Origin of the sequence: Vitreimonas sp., assembly GCF_035627415.1 — a bacterium.
Classification (GTDB): Bacteria; Pseudomonadota; Alphaproteobacteria; order Caulobacterales; family Aquidulcibacteraceae; genus Vitreimonas.
In genome coordinates, this window is record NZ_DASPLU010000006.1 from 24,340 (window position 1) to 38,829 (window position 14,490).

Sequence of the window (14,490 nt, forward strand, 5' to 3'; positions counted from 1 at the left end):
CGTCCTATTAGAACGAGCCCAGATGACGACGTTGCGTTTCGCCTTCGCCGCCCTCTCCTCCCTCGTGCTGGCCCTTTTCGCCCTGGCCACGCCCGCCGCCGCCCAACAGCGCGTCGTCGCACTCTCCGAGGAGGACGAGGCCGCTTATCGCGCCGCGTTCGAAGCGGTCGAATCCGGCAATTGGCGGGGCGTCGGCGCGGCGCTGTCGCGGACGGAAGATGACGTGCTCGAGGGCGTCGTACGCGGCCGCCAGCTGCTGGCGCGCTCGTATCGGCCGGGCTGGGGCGAGTTCACGACCTGGCTCAACCGCCATGGCGAGTACGGCATGGCGTCCGCCGTTTACGACCGCGCCATGGCTTCGCGCTCGCGCCGGGCGCGGCGCAATGGCGCGCGCGCGCCTTCGCCTGTCGACGGCGGAACGCGCCTGTTGCCGGGTACGCCGCCGCCGATCCCGAGCGACAGTTCGTCCGCGCGTATCGGCATCGAACGCATTCACGAACGCATCGGCGCGGGCGACCTGGAAGGCGCGCGCGCGCTCGCCTACGCCCAGATCGACGGCCCGCGCGGCGGCCAAGCGCACTGGCAGCTCGGTCTGATCGCGTATCGTCAACACGATTACGCCGCAGCCGTGCGCCACTTCGAAGCCGCGGCGCAATGGCGCCATCACGGCGGCTGGGCGATGGCGGCGGCGCACTATTGGGCCGCACGCGCACGGCTCGCCGCGGGCGAGACCGACGGCGTCTACGCCCATCTCGATGCGGCGGCGCAGCGGCCATGGACGTTCTACGGACAATTGGCCGAAGCGCAGCTCGGACGCGAAAGCCCGCTCGACTTCACGCCGCCGGAAGTGGATCAGGACACGCTCGCCCAGTTCGTCGAGCGCTACCCCGGGGCACGGCGCGCGGCGGCTTTGGCGCAGCTCGGCCGGCTTTCCGAGGTCGAAGCGGAGTTGCGTCGGCTGCACGCCGACCTGACGCCGCAGGATGACCGCACCTTCCTGGCCCTCGCCATCGCGCTGCAGGCGCCTGCCGCCCAATTGCGCGCGGCTGAATACGGCGGCAGGGACGTCGCCGCGGGATTTTGCCCGACGACGTCTTTCGAGCCCGAGAACGGCTTCTCGCTCGATCGCGCGCTGATCTACGCCATCGTGCGCCAGGAGAGCTATTTCAATCCGAAGGCGGTGAGCGTTTCGAACGCGCGCGGGCTGATGCAGCTTTTGCCCTCCACCGCGCGCGACATGGACCGTTCGCACAATTATCGCCGCGCGCCGGCGCCGCTGTTCGAGCCAGGCCTCAACATGCGCTTGGGTCAAAGCTACATCGAATGGCTGATGACCGAATTCCACGATGACGGCGATCTCGGCCGCGTGTTCGCCGCCTATAATGGCGGCCCGGGCTGGCTCTCGCGCTGGCTGGCGACGCAGCCGGCGGACATCGATCCGCTGCTGCTGCTGGAGACGATGCCGCGCGCTGAGAGCCGCGACTACGCCGAACGCGCGCTCTCGCACATGGCGCTCTGCCGCAAGCGCTATGGCCAGCCGACGCCTGAGCTCGACCGCATCGCCAGCGGCGGCGCCGCGGTCTACACGCCGCTCGACATGCGCACGGCGGCCGCGCGCTGACCTAGGCCGGCGTCAGCGCGCGCCAGACCTTGAGCGCCTGAACCGTCTCGGCGACGTCATGGACGCGCACCATGGCCGCGCCCTTCTGCGCGGCGATCAGCGCCGCCGCCACCGAACCGCCGAGGCGATCGCTGCCGGCCAGCTTCGCCCGCGCATCGATCGCGGCGATGAAACGCTTGCGTGACGCGCCGACGACGACCGGCGCGCCGGTTTCGTCGGCGATGCGCTGCGTCGCGTTCAAGAGCGCCAGATTGTGCTCGAGCGTCTTGCCGAAGCCGATGCCGGGATCGACCCAGACCGTTTCGAGCCCACGCGCGCGGGCGGCGTCGACGCGATGGCGCAAGAACGCGATCACCTCCGCGACGACGTCGTCGTAGCGCGGATCGGCCTGCATCGTGCGCGGCTCGCCCAGCATGTGCATCAAGATCGCCGGTCGATGCAGCGACGCCGCCGTCTCCAGTGCGCCCGGCGCGCGGAGCGCATTGACGTCGTTCCAGATCGAGGCCCCCGCCGAGATCGCCGCCATGGCGACGTGCGGTTTCATCGTGTCGACGGAGATCGGCGCAGTGGTGGAGGCGCGCAGCGCCGCGATCACCGGGATCACGCGGGCGATCTCTTCGGAGGCGTCCACCGGTTCGGCGCCCGGACGCGTCGACTCCCCGCCGATGTCGATGATGTCGGCGCCCGCTTCCAGCATCGCCAGGGCGCGCGGCGCGGCCGCGCCCTCCCAGACGCCGCCGTCGGAAAAGGAATCCGGCGTCACGTTGAGGATGCCCATGACATACGGACCGCCCGCAAGCTTCGGCGGCGGCAAGAAAATCGGTTTCATCGGCGGCGCGGATGACAAAGCCCACCTCCATGCGCAAGCTTGACGCGCAGCGGCTACCGCGCGCAGGTGTCGCGCTTCACGATCATGAGAGCAACAAGATCAAGTGATTACCGGCGCGGCGAGCGCTTCGCCCGCCGCTGGCGCAGAGCACGGCTGCAAACATGAGCAGCTGGCGCATCCGCTTTGAGCCTATGATCACGCCGGTTTTCCGCTGGTGGTGGCGGCTGCGGCGCGGCGCGACGCTCGGCGTGCGTGGCGTAGCGCAGGACGAGGCCGGACGGGTGCTGCTGGTCCGGCACACCTACGCTGCGGGCTGGCACTTGCCCGGCGGCGGCGTCGAACACCGCGAAACAGCAGTCGAGGCGGTGGTGCGTGAAATGGCGGAAGAAGGGGGCGTCGAGGCCGTCAGTCCGCCGAAGCTGATCGGCTTCTACGCCAACCACGCGAACTTCCCGAACGACCACATCGCGCTCTACATGTTCGACACGTGGCGGCCCTGCCCGCCGCGCGCCGATCAGGAGATCGCCGAGCGCGGCTTCTTCGCGCTCGACGCGCTGCCGGAGGATGTCACCAAGGGCACGCGGCGGCGCTTGAAGGAAATGTTCGCGAGCGCGCCGGTCAGTCCGGATTGGTGACGGCGGACAGCGCGCCTAAGTAACGAGCGAGGATGCCTTTATGCGATATCTGCACACCATGATCCGCGTCGGCGATCTCGACGCCGCTTTGGATTTTTTCTGCGCCAAGCTCGGGCTTGTTGAGATGTCGCGGATGGAGAACGAAGCCGGGCGTTTCACGCTTGTGTTTCTCGCTGCGCCTGACGACGTCGAGATGGCCCGACAGCGCAAGGCGCCGATGGTCGAGCTGACCTACAATTGGGACGAACGCGAATACGGCGGCGGCCGCAATTTCGGCCACCTCGCCTATCGCGTGAACGACATCTACGCGACCTGTCAGAAGCTGATGGACGGCGGCGTCGCCATCAACCGGCCGCCGCGCGACGGGCACATGGCATTCGTGCGCTCGCCCGACGGCATTTCGATCGAACTCTTGCAGGAGGGCGATCGCCTGCCGCCGCAGGAGCCCTGGGCGTCGATGCCGAACACGGGCAGCTGGTAAGCAAAAGGCCGCGCCCTCGAGGACGCGGCCTTGCTTCACGCTCGCGCGCGCCGCCTTAGTGTTCGTCGCCTTCGCCGCCGGCATAGACTTCCGTCACGTGCAGCGTCGAATTCTGCAGCTCGCCCTGCATGAAGGTGCCGACCCAGACATCGTACTGGCCGCTCGGCGCATTGGCGAAGGAGACGACCGGGTTCAGCCCGTCCGTATCGTCGTTGCAGACCCAATTGCCTTGCGCGTCGTTGATCACCAGCGTCGTGTCCGCCTCGGACGTGACGTGGAAGGTCAAGGGCAGCTCGCCGGAACCCGCGGTCCAGTTCACGCGAAAATCCGGCGCGGTCGCGATCCAGCCGGCGCAACTGATCGCTGAGGCGTCGAAGCCGCCGCCGGCTGCGACCTCAACTGAATGCGGATCTGGCATGAAGCCCGCGGCCAGATCGATCGCGCCATACGCGGGGTCGAGCGAATAGTCGGGTTCGCCAGCTTGCTCCGGCTGCGACGGCCCGCCGACCTCGGAGATGTGCACCGCCGCCGCCGCCAACTCGCTCTGCACGCCGAAGCGGCCGACCCAGACTTGATAGCGGCCGCTGCGCGGCGTTTCCCAGCTGACGACCGGATTGAGATTGCCGCCGCTGTCGTCGTCGCAATGCCAGGAGCCGTCCGGCGCGCGCACGACGATGGTGGTGTCGGCGTCGGAGACCGCGCCGATAAAGAGCGGCAGCTCGCCGGCGCGATAGCGCAAAGTGAAGCTCGCGCGGGTGTCGATGTAACCGCGGCAGCTTTCGCCGACTTGCGCCGCGTCATAGGCGCCGCCCGCGCTCACCGTGCTGTTGTGCGGATCGGGCGTGAAGCCCGAACGCAATGAGACTTGGCCGTAGCGGCCGCTGGCGCCGCTGTTGAGCTGTTGGGCGTACGCCGGCGCCGCAAGCAGCGTGAGCGCCGCCGCGGCGGCCATAACCCGTCCGAGTGCTGTCATGTAGGTCCCCTGAATCCTCGCCCGCGCATCATCTGCCACGCTTTGCCGAAGGCAAGCGAAATCCAGTCGCGCCTCATCGGCGGCCGAACAGCTTCTCGATGTCGGCGAGCTTCAACTCCACGTAGGTGGGGCGGCCGTGATTGCATTGGCCGGAGAATGGCGTCGCTTCCATCTGGCGAAGCAAAGCGTTCATTTCATCGGCGGTGAGCCGGCGGCCGGCGCGCACCGAGCCGCGGCAGGCCATCGACGAGCACACCTCCTCCAGCCGCTCTTTCAAGGCGTGCGCTTCGCCAAGCTCGGCGATGTCGTCGACGAGATCCTTCAGCAAACCGGCGGAGTCGGTGTGGCCGAGCAGCGCCGGCGTCTCGCGCACCAGGATCGCGCCAGGGCCGAACGGCTCGATCACAAGGCCCAGGTGCGCCAGCTCCTCGGCGCGCGTCGCCAACGCTTCGGCCTCGCCGGGATCGAGTTCGACCACTTCCGGGATCAGCAGCGCCTGCCGGCGCACGCCGCCGTTCGCCAGCATCTGCTTCATCCGCTCATAGACGAGCCGCTCGTGCGCGGCGTGCTGGTCGACGATGACGATGCCGTCTTCGGTCTGCGCGACGATGTAGGTCTCATGGATTTGCGCGCGCGCCGCGCCGAGCGGGAAGTATTGCGCGTCGGCGTCTGAATAGTGCCCCGCCTGCGGGAGAGCTGTCAGCGAAGCGGATTGAGCCGAAAGTGGCGCGACGCTCCCCTCCGCTTCGCTCCGCTCGGCGCCTCCTCCGTACGCGGGGGAGGATTCCACACGCCCGCTCGGCATGATGAAGTCGGCGTCCGCGATCGCCTGCTCCGCCACACCCCAGACGCGCAGCGCCGGCTGCGGCGCATAGTGCGGACGCGCCGCGGTGAAGATCGTCGCCGCGGTCGTCGTCGAGGCGCGATGCCCGGCGCCGGCGAGTGCATGCGACAGCGCGCCGACGATGAGCCCGCGCACCAGCGCCGCATCGCGGAAGCGCACTTCCGTCTTCGCCGGATGCACGTTCACGTCGACGTCAGACGCCGGCAGATCGAGGAAGAGCGCGGCGACCGGATGCCGGTCACGCGCCAGCAGATCCTGATAGGCCGCGCGCACGGCGCCGACGATGAGCTTATCCTTCACCGGCCGGCCGTTGACGAACAAATGCTGGTGCTCGCGCGTGCCGCGGTGGAACGTCGGCAAACCGGCGAAGCCGGAGAGTCGCACGTCGGCGCGGGTCTGGTCTAGAGCGATGCAGTTCGGCGCGAACTCCGCGCCAAGGATTGCGGCGAGGCGGGCGCGGCGGCCCTCGTTCTCGGGATCGGCTTCGGCGGCGTAACGCAGAGAAACGCGCCCATCATGCTCCAGCGAGAACGCGACGTCCGGCCGCGCCATGGCGAGGCGCTTCACCACATCCGACACCGCCATCATCTCGGCGCGCTCGGACTTCATGAATTTGAGCCGCGCCGGCGTCGCGAAGAAGAGATCGCGCACTTCGACACGCGTGCCGTGCTGGCTCAGCGCCGCCCATGCCGCCGGACGCGTCGCCTGCAGCGCGCCGCCTTCGACATCGAGCGTCCAAGCGTCGGCCTCGCTGCGGGCGCGAGAGGTGATCGAAAGCCGCGCCACGGCGCCGATCGAGGGCAGCGCTTCGCCGCGGAAACCCATCGTGTGGATATTCAGCAGATCGACATCGCCGCCGGCGCCCGCCTGCAGCTTCGAGGTCGCGTGCCGCTCGACCGCCAGCGGCAGCTCCTCACGCGGGATGCCGCAGCCGTCGTCTTCGATGGCGATGAGGCCCAGACCGCCGCGCTCGATCCGCACCGCAATGCGCTTCGCCCCCGCGTCGAGCGCATTTTCCACGAGCTCCTTCACCGCGGCGGCGGGACGCTCGATCACTTCACCCGCGGCGATGCGGTTGACGGCTTCGGGGGGCAGGCGGCGGATGGTCATGGCGATTCGCGGGATGAGCCGGCAAGCTAGCAGACAAAGCGGCCATGCGCCTTATGTTGGCTCACATGACAGAAAAGAACCTGCCCCCTATCCAGAGTCTCGACCAGATCAACTCGCCGACCTATCGCCTGGCGGCGCTCGATCAGGATTTCCTGCTGAGCGAAGACATGCGCGGGGTTCGGTTCCTGCTGGAATATTCCAAGGCGGAGCTCGCGCTGAAAAGAGCGGGCGTGCTGTCGACTCTCGTGGTGTTCGGCGGCGCGCGCGTGCGCGAGAACGGGCCCGGCAAGGAAGCGCACTGGTACGCCGAGGCGCGCAAGTTCGGCCGCTTGGCTTCCGAGCGCGGCGGCGCGCTGCATGGTCCGGACAAGCAGTGCAAGAATGTCATCGCCACCGGCGGCGGCCCGGGCTGCATGGAGGCGGCCAATCGCGGCGCGATCGAGGTTGGCGCGCCTTCGATCGGCTTCAACATCACCTTGCCGCACGAGCAATTCCCGAATGCGTACACAACGCCCGCGCTCACCTTCAACTTCCACTATTTCGCGATGCGCAAGATGCACCTCGCGATGCGCGCGAACGGCTTGGTCGTATTTCCCGGCGGGTTCGGCACGTTGGACGAGCTGTTTGAAATTCTGACGCTTCGGCAAACGCGCAAGGCGCCGCTGGTGCCCATCGTCTTGTTCGACGAGGCCTATTGGCGTTCGATCATCAATTTCGACAAACTGGTCGAGCATCGCACCATCGACGCCGCCGACCTCACGCTCTTCCGCTATGCCGACACGGCGGAAGCCGCCTGGGAGGCGCTCGTGGAACAAGGCTTCGGCCGCGCGCACGACGAAAGCGCGCCGGACGTGGTGCAGAAAGACATCTGAGCGATTGGCGGAATCGCCCCCGCTCAATGTCAACTTAGCCGCTCCCCGGTCGCCTTACGCCGCGGCAGTGTCCGCGCGTCAAGGAGGACGACATGCGTAAGTACATCATCGAGCGGGACATTCCGGGCGTCGACCGTATGGGTTCGGCCGACCTCGCCGGCGCGGCGAAGACATCGAACGCGGCATTGGCCCAACTGGCGCCCAAGGCGCAGTGGGTGCAGTCCTACGTCGCCAAGGACAAGACCTTCTGCGTCTATCTGGCCGAGAGCGAGGACGCGATCCGCGAACACGCGCGGATTTCCGGCTTCCCGGCCAACAAGATCACCGAAATCACCGGCGTGATCGATCCCACAACGGCGCGCGCCTGATGGCGTGCGGCGGCGTCCTGATCTAGAGTTCGGCGATCGTCGGAGGGCTCGCATGCTCGACGTCACGGTGGTGCTGCTGGATGACGGCTACGCCTCGACGGCGCTGATGCCGATCGAGATTTTTCACTCCGCCGGCGCACTCTGGCGCGAGCTGAAAGGCGAGGCGCCCGAGCCGCGCTTCCACGTCACCACCGTGTCGCTCGACGGCCAGGCCGTGCGCAGTCCTTACGCCGGCTTGATGATGACGCCGCAGGGAGGGCTCGACAGCGTCGTCCGCACCGACATCGTCATCGTGCCGACCTCGGGCCTCGCGCTCGACGAGAAGCTGATCGAGAACAGCGTGCTGTTGCCGTGGCTGCGCAAGCACTATGCGGCGGGCGCCTATATCGCCGGCGTCTGCATGGGCTCGGCCTATCTCGCCGAGGCCGGCCTGCTCGACGGCAAGCGCGCGACCACGCACTGGGCGGTCGCCCCCGATCTCGCGCAGCGTTATCCAAAAGTGCTCTGGCGGCCCAACGAGTTCGTCACCGAAGACTCGCGGCTCCTATGCAGCGGCGGCCTCACAGCGGCCGCGGACGTGAGCCTCTATCTGGTCGAGAAACTCTGCGGCCACGAGATCGCCGTGCAGACGGCGAAGGCGCTGCTGCTGACGATGCCGCGCGCGTGCCAGTCCGGCTACGCGATGCTGCCGCTCTCGCCGCCGCACAACGACGTGCAGGTGCGCGAGGCGGAGCGTATGCTGCAGACGCGGTTTCGCGAGAACATTCCCGTCGACGCGCTGGCGGAAAGCGTCGGCGTCAGTTCGCGCACGTTCCTGCGCCGGTTCAAGGCCGCGACGCGCCGCCTGCCGGGCGCCTACTTGCAAGCCGTCCGCGTTGAAACCGCCAAGGCGATGCTGGAGCGTGAGCGCGCTTCGGTGCAGACCGTCGCATCCACTGTCGGCTACGACGACGTTTCGTTCTTCCGAGCCGTATTCAAGCGCGAGACCGGCATGACTCCGGCCGAGTATCGCGCCCGCTTCGCCAGCATGAACGTGCGCCAGCACGACGAGCCGGATCGCACCACCGTGTGAGCCTCGCATTTTCTGCGTTGAATCGCCGCAAATCCTGTGTTACACGCGCCGTCCTTTCGGAGACGTGTCGTGAAAACGCTGAACCAAATCCCCTGCTACCCGATGCTCGTCGCAGATCGCGGCGCGCAAGAGGGTACGCACGCGCGGAGGAGTTCGGCGAACTGACGTCTTCGGACATCGGAGCATGAAGAACCCCTCCAAGGCGCGGCCTGGAGGGGTTTTTCATATGCGCTCCAGGCCGCTTGCAGTCTGACTATTTCGCGGATGTAGCTCAGCGGTAGAGCGCCACGTTGCCATCGTGGAGGTGGTGGGTTCGACTCCCACTATCCGCTCCAACTTTTGGAAGGAGAACCGGTCATGGCCGGTTATGAAGAAATTCTGGGCGCGCGTGCGCCGATCAAGGCCTGGATCGAAGGCGTGCCGGTGGAGCACGAGGCGCAAAACCAATTGCGCAACGTGGCTTCGCTGCCGTTCATCCATAGCCACATCGCGGTGATGCCGGACGTACACTTCGGTATTGGCGCAACCGTGGGCTCCGTGATCCCGACCAAGGGCGCGATCATTCCGGCCGCGGTCGGCGTGGACATCGGCTGCGGGATGATGGCTGTGCGCACCTCGCTCACGGCGAACGATCTGCCGGACTCGCTGTCCCGCTTGCGCGGCGCGATCGAGCGGAACGTGCCGCACGGCAACGGCCCGAACGGCAATCACCGCGACACGCCGTCTGCGGTGGAGACCGCTTATCGCAGCTCCGGCCTCGATGAACGCTATGAGCGCATCATCGACAAGCACCCGAAGGCGTCGGCCAAGGCGCAAACCGCGCAATTGGCGACGCTCGGCGGCGGCAACCACTTCATCGAGGTCTGCCTCGACGAAGCGGATCGCGTCTGGGTGATGCTGCACTCGGGTTCGCGCGGCTCGGGCAATGCGATCGGCAAGTACTTCATCGAGCGAGCGCGCGATGAATTGCTCCGCCGTGAGCTCGGCTACCACGTGCCGGACAAGGATCTCGCCTTCTTCCTCGAAGGCGAAGAGCTGTTCGACGATTACGTGGCGGCGGTGGGCTGGGCGCAAGATTATGCGCGCGCCAACCGCGAGGTGATGATGGAGCGTACTCTGCGTGCGCTCCGCGACAACCTGCCGAAGTTCAAGCTCGAGAAGCACGCCGTGAACTGCCACCACAATTACGTGGCGCGTGAACGGCACTTCGGCGCCGACGTGTTCGTGACCCGCAAGGGCGCGGTGCGCGCCGGCGAGGGCGAACTCGGGATCATCCCGGGCTCGATGGGCGCCAAATCGTTCATCGTGCGCGGCAAGGGCAACCCGGATTCGTTCTGCACCTGCTCGCACGGCGCAGGCCGGGCGATGAGCCGCACCGAAGCCAAGCGCCGCTTCACGCTCGCCGACCACAAGAAGGCGACCGAAGGCGTGGAGTGCCGCAAGGACGCGGGCGTGATCGATGAAACGCCGATGGCCTACAAGGACATCGACGCCGTCATCGCCGCGCAAGCCGACTTGATCGACGTGGTGCACACGCTGCGCCAGGTGGTGTGCGTGAAGGGGTGAAGCGAAGTGTGAGTGATCTCACACCTCGTCATTCCGGGGCATCGCGCAGCGAAGAACCCGGAACCCAGGGGCAAGCGACGAGCTGTCGCCCCTGGGTTCCGGATCGCGCTTCGCGCGTCCGGAATGACGAAAGCTTGGAGAGATGGGTGAGTGGCTGAAACCGCGGGATTGTAGACCCCGTCCTTAATCGGCGCGTTGGTTCGAATCCAACTCTCTCCACCAGTTTTGCGAAAGGAAGTGCTGACAGGTGGGCGAGCGGTCGAAGCCCCGAGACTCATAATCTCGTTCCCGAAAGGGCGCGTTGGTTCGAATCCAACCCTGTCGACCATTGCAAACGGACGTGACTTCGACTATGTTGTACAACATCATGTTTCGACCGACCCCCTCCCTCCGAGAGATGCGCTAGCGCTCATGTGGCGCTAGCGCATGCCTGGGCGTAGCTCAGCATGCGAAGAGCGCCTGCTTTGGACGCAGGAGGTCGTTGGTTCAAATCCAGCCGCCCAGACCATTCTTTCAAAGCGACATGAGCGCCCGTTTGCACACGGCGCCGTCGTCTATGGGTTAGGATCCTGCGCTTTCACCGCGGGGAAACGGGTTCGAGTCCCGTCGGCGCTGCCACTCGTTCGCGTAGTTCAACTGAAGAGAATGCGGCGCTACGAACGCCGAGATGTGGGTTTGAGTCCTGCCGCGAACGCCAGTCACGTTTTCTGCCTTCCGACATAAGCCCGCAGCACATCCGCCGCGACTGCGCGCGTGTGCCCTCCCGGCTTGCCCACCAGCTGCGCCAACGAGCCGCCGAACAGGCCCGCGCCCATCGCCAGCACGACGCTGATCAGCACCAGGTCTTCGGTCTCTTCCACGCTTCTGTCGCCGAACGACGCGCGCTTCATCACGACGCTCTGCACCGCCTCGCGCACATGCGTCAGCCGGCGCCATTCGCCGGTGAGTTCGAGCCAGGCGGCGAGCCGCGCCGCGCCGCGGGTTTCGAACACGTCGAACAATTTCCGCACCACGGCTTCCTGATGCTCTTCGCGCGCGCCGGGCTGTTCGGCGATGGCGAGCACGTCGGCGACGAGCTGCTGCACCATCCGGTCCATCAGCGCCGCGTGCACGCCGTCGATCGAGCCGAAATGATGCAGCACCGACGCGTTGGCGACGCCGGCCGCGGCGGCGACATCCGCCAGCTTCAGCGCCAGCGGCCCCCGCTCGACCAAGAGCCGCTCCGCCGCGGCCAGAATGTTGTCCCGCGCCGCTTCAGGCGCGCGGCGGACGCGACTCTTACGCTCTTTCACTATTGACATTTTTGTCAGTAAAGCGAAATTCGCCGGAAAGCGCAAGTTCGCCCACTCCTCCCAGGCGCCCCATGACCAAAACCACGCCCGCCGACGTCAATATCCCGCCGCGCGACATCCGCTTCGATGTCGACGCCGCCAAGTCCAGCCATTGGCTCGGCGGCGATCCGGTCGGCACTGCGGTGTTCAACGCGCTCTCGCTCACCTTCCCGGACGGCGAGCGCATGTTCATCGACGCGGTGCGCCAATATCGCGGCGAACTCGGCGGCAAGCTGGCGGACGACGTGAAAGGCTTCATCGCCCAGGAAGCGATCCATTCGCGCGAACATCACCAGCTCAATCAGCTGATCGATCGCAACCGCTATCCGGTCAACGAGATCGAAGCGGCGATCCGCGAGCGCGTCGCCTTCGCCCGCTCGCGCGGGCCGATGCGGATGCTGATCTCCACCATCGCGCTCGAACATTTCACCGCGATGATGGCCGATGCGCACGCGCGGCACGAAGATTTGTTCGACGACGTCGATCCCGGCATCGAGCGCATGTGGCGCTGGCATGCGGTGGAAGAGACCGAGCACAAAGCGGTCGCCTACGATGTGTTCCTGCACGCAACGCGGCATTGGTCGCCGTGGCAGCGTTACTTCCGCCGCACTTTGGCGATGGCGCTGATCACTTACTTTTTCACCCGCAACATCTCGCACTATGCCGCGCGTCTGCTCGAAGCGGACGGCTATTCCTACAAGGATGCGCTGAAAGCCGTGAAGGCGTATGTCTGGCGTAAGCCGGGCCTCTTCAGCCGCAACGCCAAGACCTACTTCGCCTGGTATCGCCCTGGCTTCCATCCCTGGGACGAAGACAATCGCGCGCTGGTCGCCGAATGGAAAGCCGAGTTCGACGCCGCCGCCGCAGCGCCCGCGCCGGCCTAACCGCTATTCCACCCATTCCCGGGGCGACGCGAAGCGTCGAGCCCGGGCCCCATAAACACGACGGCTTCAGCGTAAAACTGCGACAGTGGTGTTTATGGGCCCCGGACCGCTCGCTTCGCGAGCCTCCGGGGATGGGTAATTTCGTGCGCCAAGCAAAACGTGAATTGCACTAACCCAAGCGCCGCTGCGCCAACAACATCGCGCCGACCACGCACGCGCCGAACAGCGCGCCTTCGAGGCCGCCGGTCACCATCTGGCTGATCGGGCCAAAGCCGTCCTCGCCAAACAGCCGCCCCATCGCATCGAGCCGCAGCCGCGAGTTCGGAAACTGCTCCGCCAGCAAGGCAAGGCTGCCGGCCATCAGCCGCCCGCCGAGCAAGTGGATCAGCACGCCCGCGACTGCGCCCGCGAGCGCCGCCAAGGCCACGCTGCGCCGAAACGATGCGCCGCCGCGCGCCGCGAGCCAAACGCCAAGCCCGACCGCGCCGCCGAGCAACGCGCCTTCCGGCGCGCCGGTGATGTTTCCCGGCGTCTGGCCGAACAAGAGATTGAACGCATCGAGCCCAATCAGCTTCACGGCGCCGCCCACGATCAATCCGCCCAAAGCGCCGCCGAGCACGCTCCATTGCCCGAGCCGTCCCCGCGCAAAGCGCGCGGCAGCGATGCCGAACCCCACGCCGGCGCCGCCCAGCAAGCCGATGAGCGTCGTAATGCAGACCAGCACCAACACCAACGAGGCCGCCCCGCCCGGCGCGGCCGGCTCCCAGGCGCTGACGAAGCTGTAGAGCAAGCCGCCGATCGCGCCGGCCGCGCCGCCGCCCAACATCCCGGCGAGGCCGAGCTGGATGAATGCGCGCGTCGTTTCTCTCGCCGGCGCCGAGCCCGCCGCCACCCCGCCTTCAACCCATTCGACCGGCGCAATGAAGCGGTAGCCGTGCTTCGGCACGGTCTCGATGAAGCGCGGCCGCGCCGCATCATCGCCGAGCTGCTTGCGCAGCGTCTTGATGCATTGCGTCAGCGCTTCGTCGGTGACGGGCACGCCCTGCCACACTTCTTCGAGGAAGCGTTCTTTCGACACCAGCTTGCCCTGCTCACGCACCAGCAGCGCCAGCGCATCGAGATAGCGCGCGTTCAGCTCCACCGGCGCTTCGCCGCGGCAGAGCCGCCGGTCAGCCGGATCGAGCCGGAAACGGTCGAAATGGAAGGCGCCCGGCGTCAAATCAGCGAAACCTCAGGCCTTGCTCATGCCGCTCACCGCGCGCCGCGGCAAGACTCGAGCTCTCGTAAACAGGAGAGATGTGGCAATGGCCGACAATGTGCAGAATTCCAGCAGACGCGGCGGCAACAAATGGCTGACGATGGCGTGGACCACGATCAGCGTCATCATCCTGCTGACGCCGCTGGTCGCGATGCAGTTCACCGACGAAGTGAACTGGACGGTCGGCGATTTCGTGTTCGCCGGCGCCCTGCTGCTCGGCTCCGGCATCACCTATGAGCTGGCCGCGCGGGTTGGAAACCTGGCCTATCAAGCCGGCGTCGTCGTCGCCTTGGGAACGGGCGTGCTCACCATGTGGGTGACCGGCGCCGTCGGCATCATCGGCAGCGAGAACAATCCGGGCAATCTGCTTTATCTCGGCACGGTGGCGCTGGCGATCCTCGGCGCGATCCTCACCCTCGGCGCCGCCGCATGGATGCGATGGGCGATGGCCGTCGTCGCATTGGCGACCGCCGCCGTTCCGTTCATCGCCTACTATGCCGGCGTCGCCGATCCGCGCCGCGACGTACTCGCGCCTGAAGTCATCGCCGCCACCGGCGTCCTCACCATCGGCTGGCTGCTCTCGGCGCGGCTCTTCCACGAAGCGCTGCGCCGCGCTTCAGCGAAAGAATAATTTCGTCATTCCGGG

Annotated in this window: 14 protein-coding genes and 6 tRNA genes; 15 read left to right on the forward strand and 5 right to left on the reverse strand. The window is 66.8% G+C overall.

Annotated elements, in window-relative coordinates:
- The first annotated feature begins 22 nt into the window (after positions 1–22).
- The gene (locus VEA80_RS03225; protein WP_325059254.1) at positions 23–1,621 is read left to right on the forward strand and encodes a lytic transglycosylase domain-containing protein; all 1,599 of its coding nucleotides are present in this window, start codon (positions 23–25) and stop codon (positions 1,619–1,621) included.
- A gap of 1 nt (position 1,622) precedes the next feature.
- Here VEA80_RS03225 and folP read toward each other — a convergent pair whose 3' ends face one another.
- Entirely contained in the window at positions 1,623–2,450 is an 828-nt protein-coding gene (folP, locus tag VEA80_RS03230) for a dihydropteroate synthase (protein ID WP_325059255.1), read from the reverse strand.
- A 161-nt stretch (positions 2,451–2,611) separates the two neighbouring features.
- Between folP and VEA80_RS03235 the strand changes: the two genes are divergently transcribed.
- Positions 2,612–3,085, forward strand: coding sequence for an NUDIX domain-containing protein (locus tag VEA80_RS03235; RefSeq protein WP_325059256.1), 474 nt, complete (start codon positions 2,612–2,614; stop codon positions 3,083–3,085).
- 40 nt (positions 3,086–3,125) lie between these two features.
- Entirely contained in the window at positions 3,126–3,566 is a 441-nt protein-coding gene (locus tag VEA80_RS03240) for a VOC family protein (RefSeq protein ID WP_325059257.1), read from the forward strand.
- A 55-nt stretch (positions 3,567–3,621) separates the two neighbouring features.
- Here VEA80_RS03240 and VEA80_RS03245 read toward each other — a convergent pair whose 3' ends face one another.
- A complete protein-coding gene (locus tag VEA80_RS03245) occupies positions 3,622–4,539 on the reverse strand; it encodes a hypothetical protein (RefSeq protein WP_325059258.1) in 918 nt (305 codons plus the stop codon).
- A 73-nt stretch (positions 4,540–4,612) separates the two neighbouring features.
- Complete coding sequence (gene mutL, locus VEA80_RS03250) at positions 4,613–6,493, reverse strand: DNA mismatch repair endonuclease MutL (protein WP_325059259.1); 1,881 nt, start codon at positions 6,491–6,493, stop codon at positions 4,613–4,615.
- A gap of 65 nt (positions 6,494–6,558) precedes the next feature.
- On the opposite strand from mutL, the gene VEA80_RS03255 reads away from it, so the two are divergent.
- The 10 genes from VEA80_RS03255 to VEA80_RS03300 all read left to right on the forward strand — a co-directional run bounded on the left by VEA80_RS03255 (position 6,559) and on the right by VEA80_RS03300 (position 11,068).
- Positions 6,559–7,365: an LOG family protein gene (locus tag VEA80_RS03255; protein ID WP_325059260.1), complete on the forward strand. Its 807-nt coding sequence runs from the start codon at positions 6,559–6,561 to the stop codon at positions 7,363–7,365.
- 92 nt (positions 7,366–7,457) lie between these two features.
- On the forward strand, positions 7,458–7,733 hold the full coding sequence (locus tag VEA80_RS03260) for a DUF4242 domain-containing protein (RefSeq protein WP_325059261.1): 276 nt from the start codon (positions 7,458–7,460) through the stop codon (positions 7,731–7,733).
- A gap of 52 nt (positions 7,734–7,785) precedes the next feature.
- A complete protein-coding gene (locus tag VEA80_RS03265) occupies positions 7,786–8,805 on the forward strand; it encodes a GlxA family transcriptional regulator (RefSeq protein ID WP_325059262.1) in 1,020 nt (339 codons plus the stop codon).
- Between the two features lie 260 nt (positions 8,806–9,065).
- Positions 9,066–9,140 (forward strand) — tRNA-Gly (locus VEA80_RS03270).
- 22 nt (positions 9,141–9,162) lie between these two features.
- The gene (locus tag VEA80_RS03275) at positions 9,163–10,371 is read left to right on the forward strand and encodes an RtcB family protein (RefSeq protein WP_325059263.1); all 1,209 of its coding nucleotides are present in this window, start codon (positions 9,163–9,165) and stop codon (positions 10,369–10,371) included.
- Positions 10,372–10,507: 136 nt separating this feature from the next.
- Positions 10,508–10,593, forward strand: a tRNA-Tyr gene (locus VEA80_RS03280).
- Positions 10,594–10,612: 19 nt separating this feature from the next.
- Positions 10,613–10,699: transfer RNA gene (locus VEA80_RS03285), tRNA-Met, on the forward strand.
- 102 nt (positions 10,700–10,801) lie between these two features.
- A tRNA-Pro gene (locus VEA80_RS03290) sits at positions 10,802–10,879 on the forward strand.
- Positions 10,880–10,914: 35 nt separating this feature from the next.
- Positions 10,915–10,989: transfer RNA gene (locus VEA80_RS03295), tRNA-Glu, on the forward strand.
- Between the two features lie 3 nt (positions 10,990–10,992).
- A tRNA-Arg gene (locus VEA80_RS03300) sits at positions 10,993–11,068 on the forward strand.
- A 1-nt stretch (position 11,069) separates the two neighbouring features.
- On the opposite strand, the gene VEA80_RS03305 is transcribed toward VEA80_RS03300, so the two are convergent.
- Positions 11,070–11,672, reverse strand: a complete 603-nt coding sequence (locus tag VEA80_RS03305; protein WP_325059264.1) for a TetR family transcriptional regulator — start codon at positions 11,670–11,672, stop codon at positions 11,070–11,072.
- A 62-nt stretch (positions 11,673–11,734) separates the two neighbouring features.
- Between VEA80_RS03305 and VEA80_RS03310 the strand changes: the two genes are divergently transcribed.
- Positions 11,735–12,586 (forward strand): metal-dependent hydrolase, encoded by an 852-nt coding sequence (locus VEA80_RS03310; RefSeq protein WP_325059265.1) that lies wholly within the window; start codon positions 11,735–11,737, stop codon positions 12,584–12,586.
- A 169-nt stretch (positions 12,587–12,755) separates the two neighbouring features.
- Here VEA80_RS03310 and VEA80_RS03315 read toward each other — a convergent pair whose 3' ends face one another.
- Complete coding sequence (locus tag VEA80_RS03315; protein ID WP_325059266.1) at positions 12,756–13,805, reverse strand: transcriptional regulator; 1,050 nt, start codon at positions 13,803–13,805, stop codon at positions 12,756–12,758.
- An 85-nt stretch (positions 13,806–13,890) separates the two neighbouring features.
- Between VEA80_RS03315 and VEA80_RS03320 the strand changes: the two genes are divergently transcribed.
- A complete protein-coding gene (locus VEA80_RS03320) occupies positions 13,891–14,475 on the forward strand; it encodes a hypothetical protein (protein ID WP_325059267.1) in 585 nt (194 codons plus the stop codon).
- Positions 14,476–14,490: the final 15 nt, after the last annotated feature.

What these genes read in the sequence shown, in the direction of transcription:
- VEA80_RS03320 (WP_325059267.1), top strand. Translation starts at nt 13,891, where the DNA reads ATGGCCGACAATGTGCAGAATTCCAGCAGACGCGGCGGCAACAAATGG.
- folP (WP_325059255.1), bottom strand. Translation starts at nt 2,450, where the DNA reads ATGAAACCGATTTTCTTGCCGCCGCCGAAGCTTGCGGGCGGTCCGTAT.
- VEA80_RS03260 (WP_325059261.1), top strand. Translation starts at nt 7,458, where the DNA reads ATGCGTAAGTACATCATCGAGCGGGACATTCCGGGCGTCGACCGTATG.
- VEA80_RS03265 (WP_325059262.1), top strand. Translation starts at nt 7,786, where the DNA reads ATGCTCGACGTCACGGTGGTGCTGCTGGATGACGGCTACGCCTCGACG.
- VEA80_RS03255 (WP_325059260.1), top strand. Translation starts at nt 6,559, where the DNA reads ATGACAGAAAAGAACCTGCCCCCTATCCAGAGTCTCGACCAGATCAAC.
- VEA80_RS03235 (WP_325059256.1), top strand. Translation starts at nt 2,612, where the DNA reads ATGAGCAGCTGGCGCATCCGCTTTGAGCCTATGATCACGCCGGTTTTC.
- VEA80_RS03225 (WP_325059254.1), top strand. Translation starts at nt 23, where the DNA reads ATGACGACGTTGCGTTTCGCCTTCGCCGCCCTCTCCTCCCTCGTGCTG.
- VEA80_RS03245 (WP_325059258.1), bottom strand. Translation starts at nt 4,539, where the DNA reads ATGACAGCACTCGGACGGGTTATGGCCGCCGCGGCGGCGCTCACGCTG.
- VEA80_RS03240 (WP_325059257.1), top strand. Translation starts at nt 3,126, where the DNA reads ATGCGATATCTGCACACCATGATCCGCGTCGGCGATCTCGACGCCGCT.
- VEA80_RS03275 (WP_325059263.1), top strand. Translation starts at nt 9,163, where the DNA reads ATGGCCGGTTATGAAGAAATTCTGGGCGCGCGTGCGCCGATCAAGGCC.
- VEA80_RS03310 (WP_325059265.1), top strand. Translation starts at nt 11,735, where the DNA reads ATGACCAAAACCACGCCCGCCGACGTCAATATCCCGCCGCGCGACATC.
- VEA80_RS03305 (WP_325059264.1), bottom strand. Translation starts at nt 11,672, where the DNA reads ATGTCAATAGTGAAAGAGCGTAAGAGTCGCGTCCGCCGCGCGCCTGAA.
- mutL (WP_325059259.1), bottom strand. Translation starts at nt 6,493, where the DNA reads ATGACCATCCGCCGCCTGCCCCCCGAAGCCGTCAACCGCATCGCCGCG.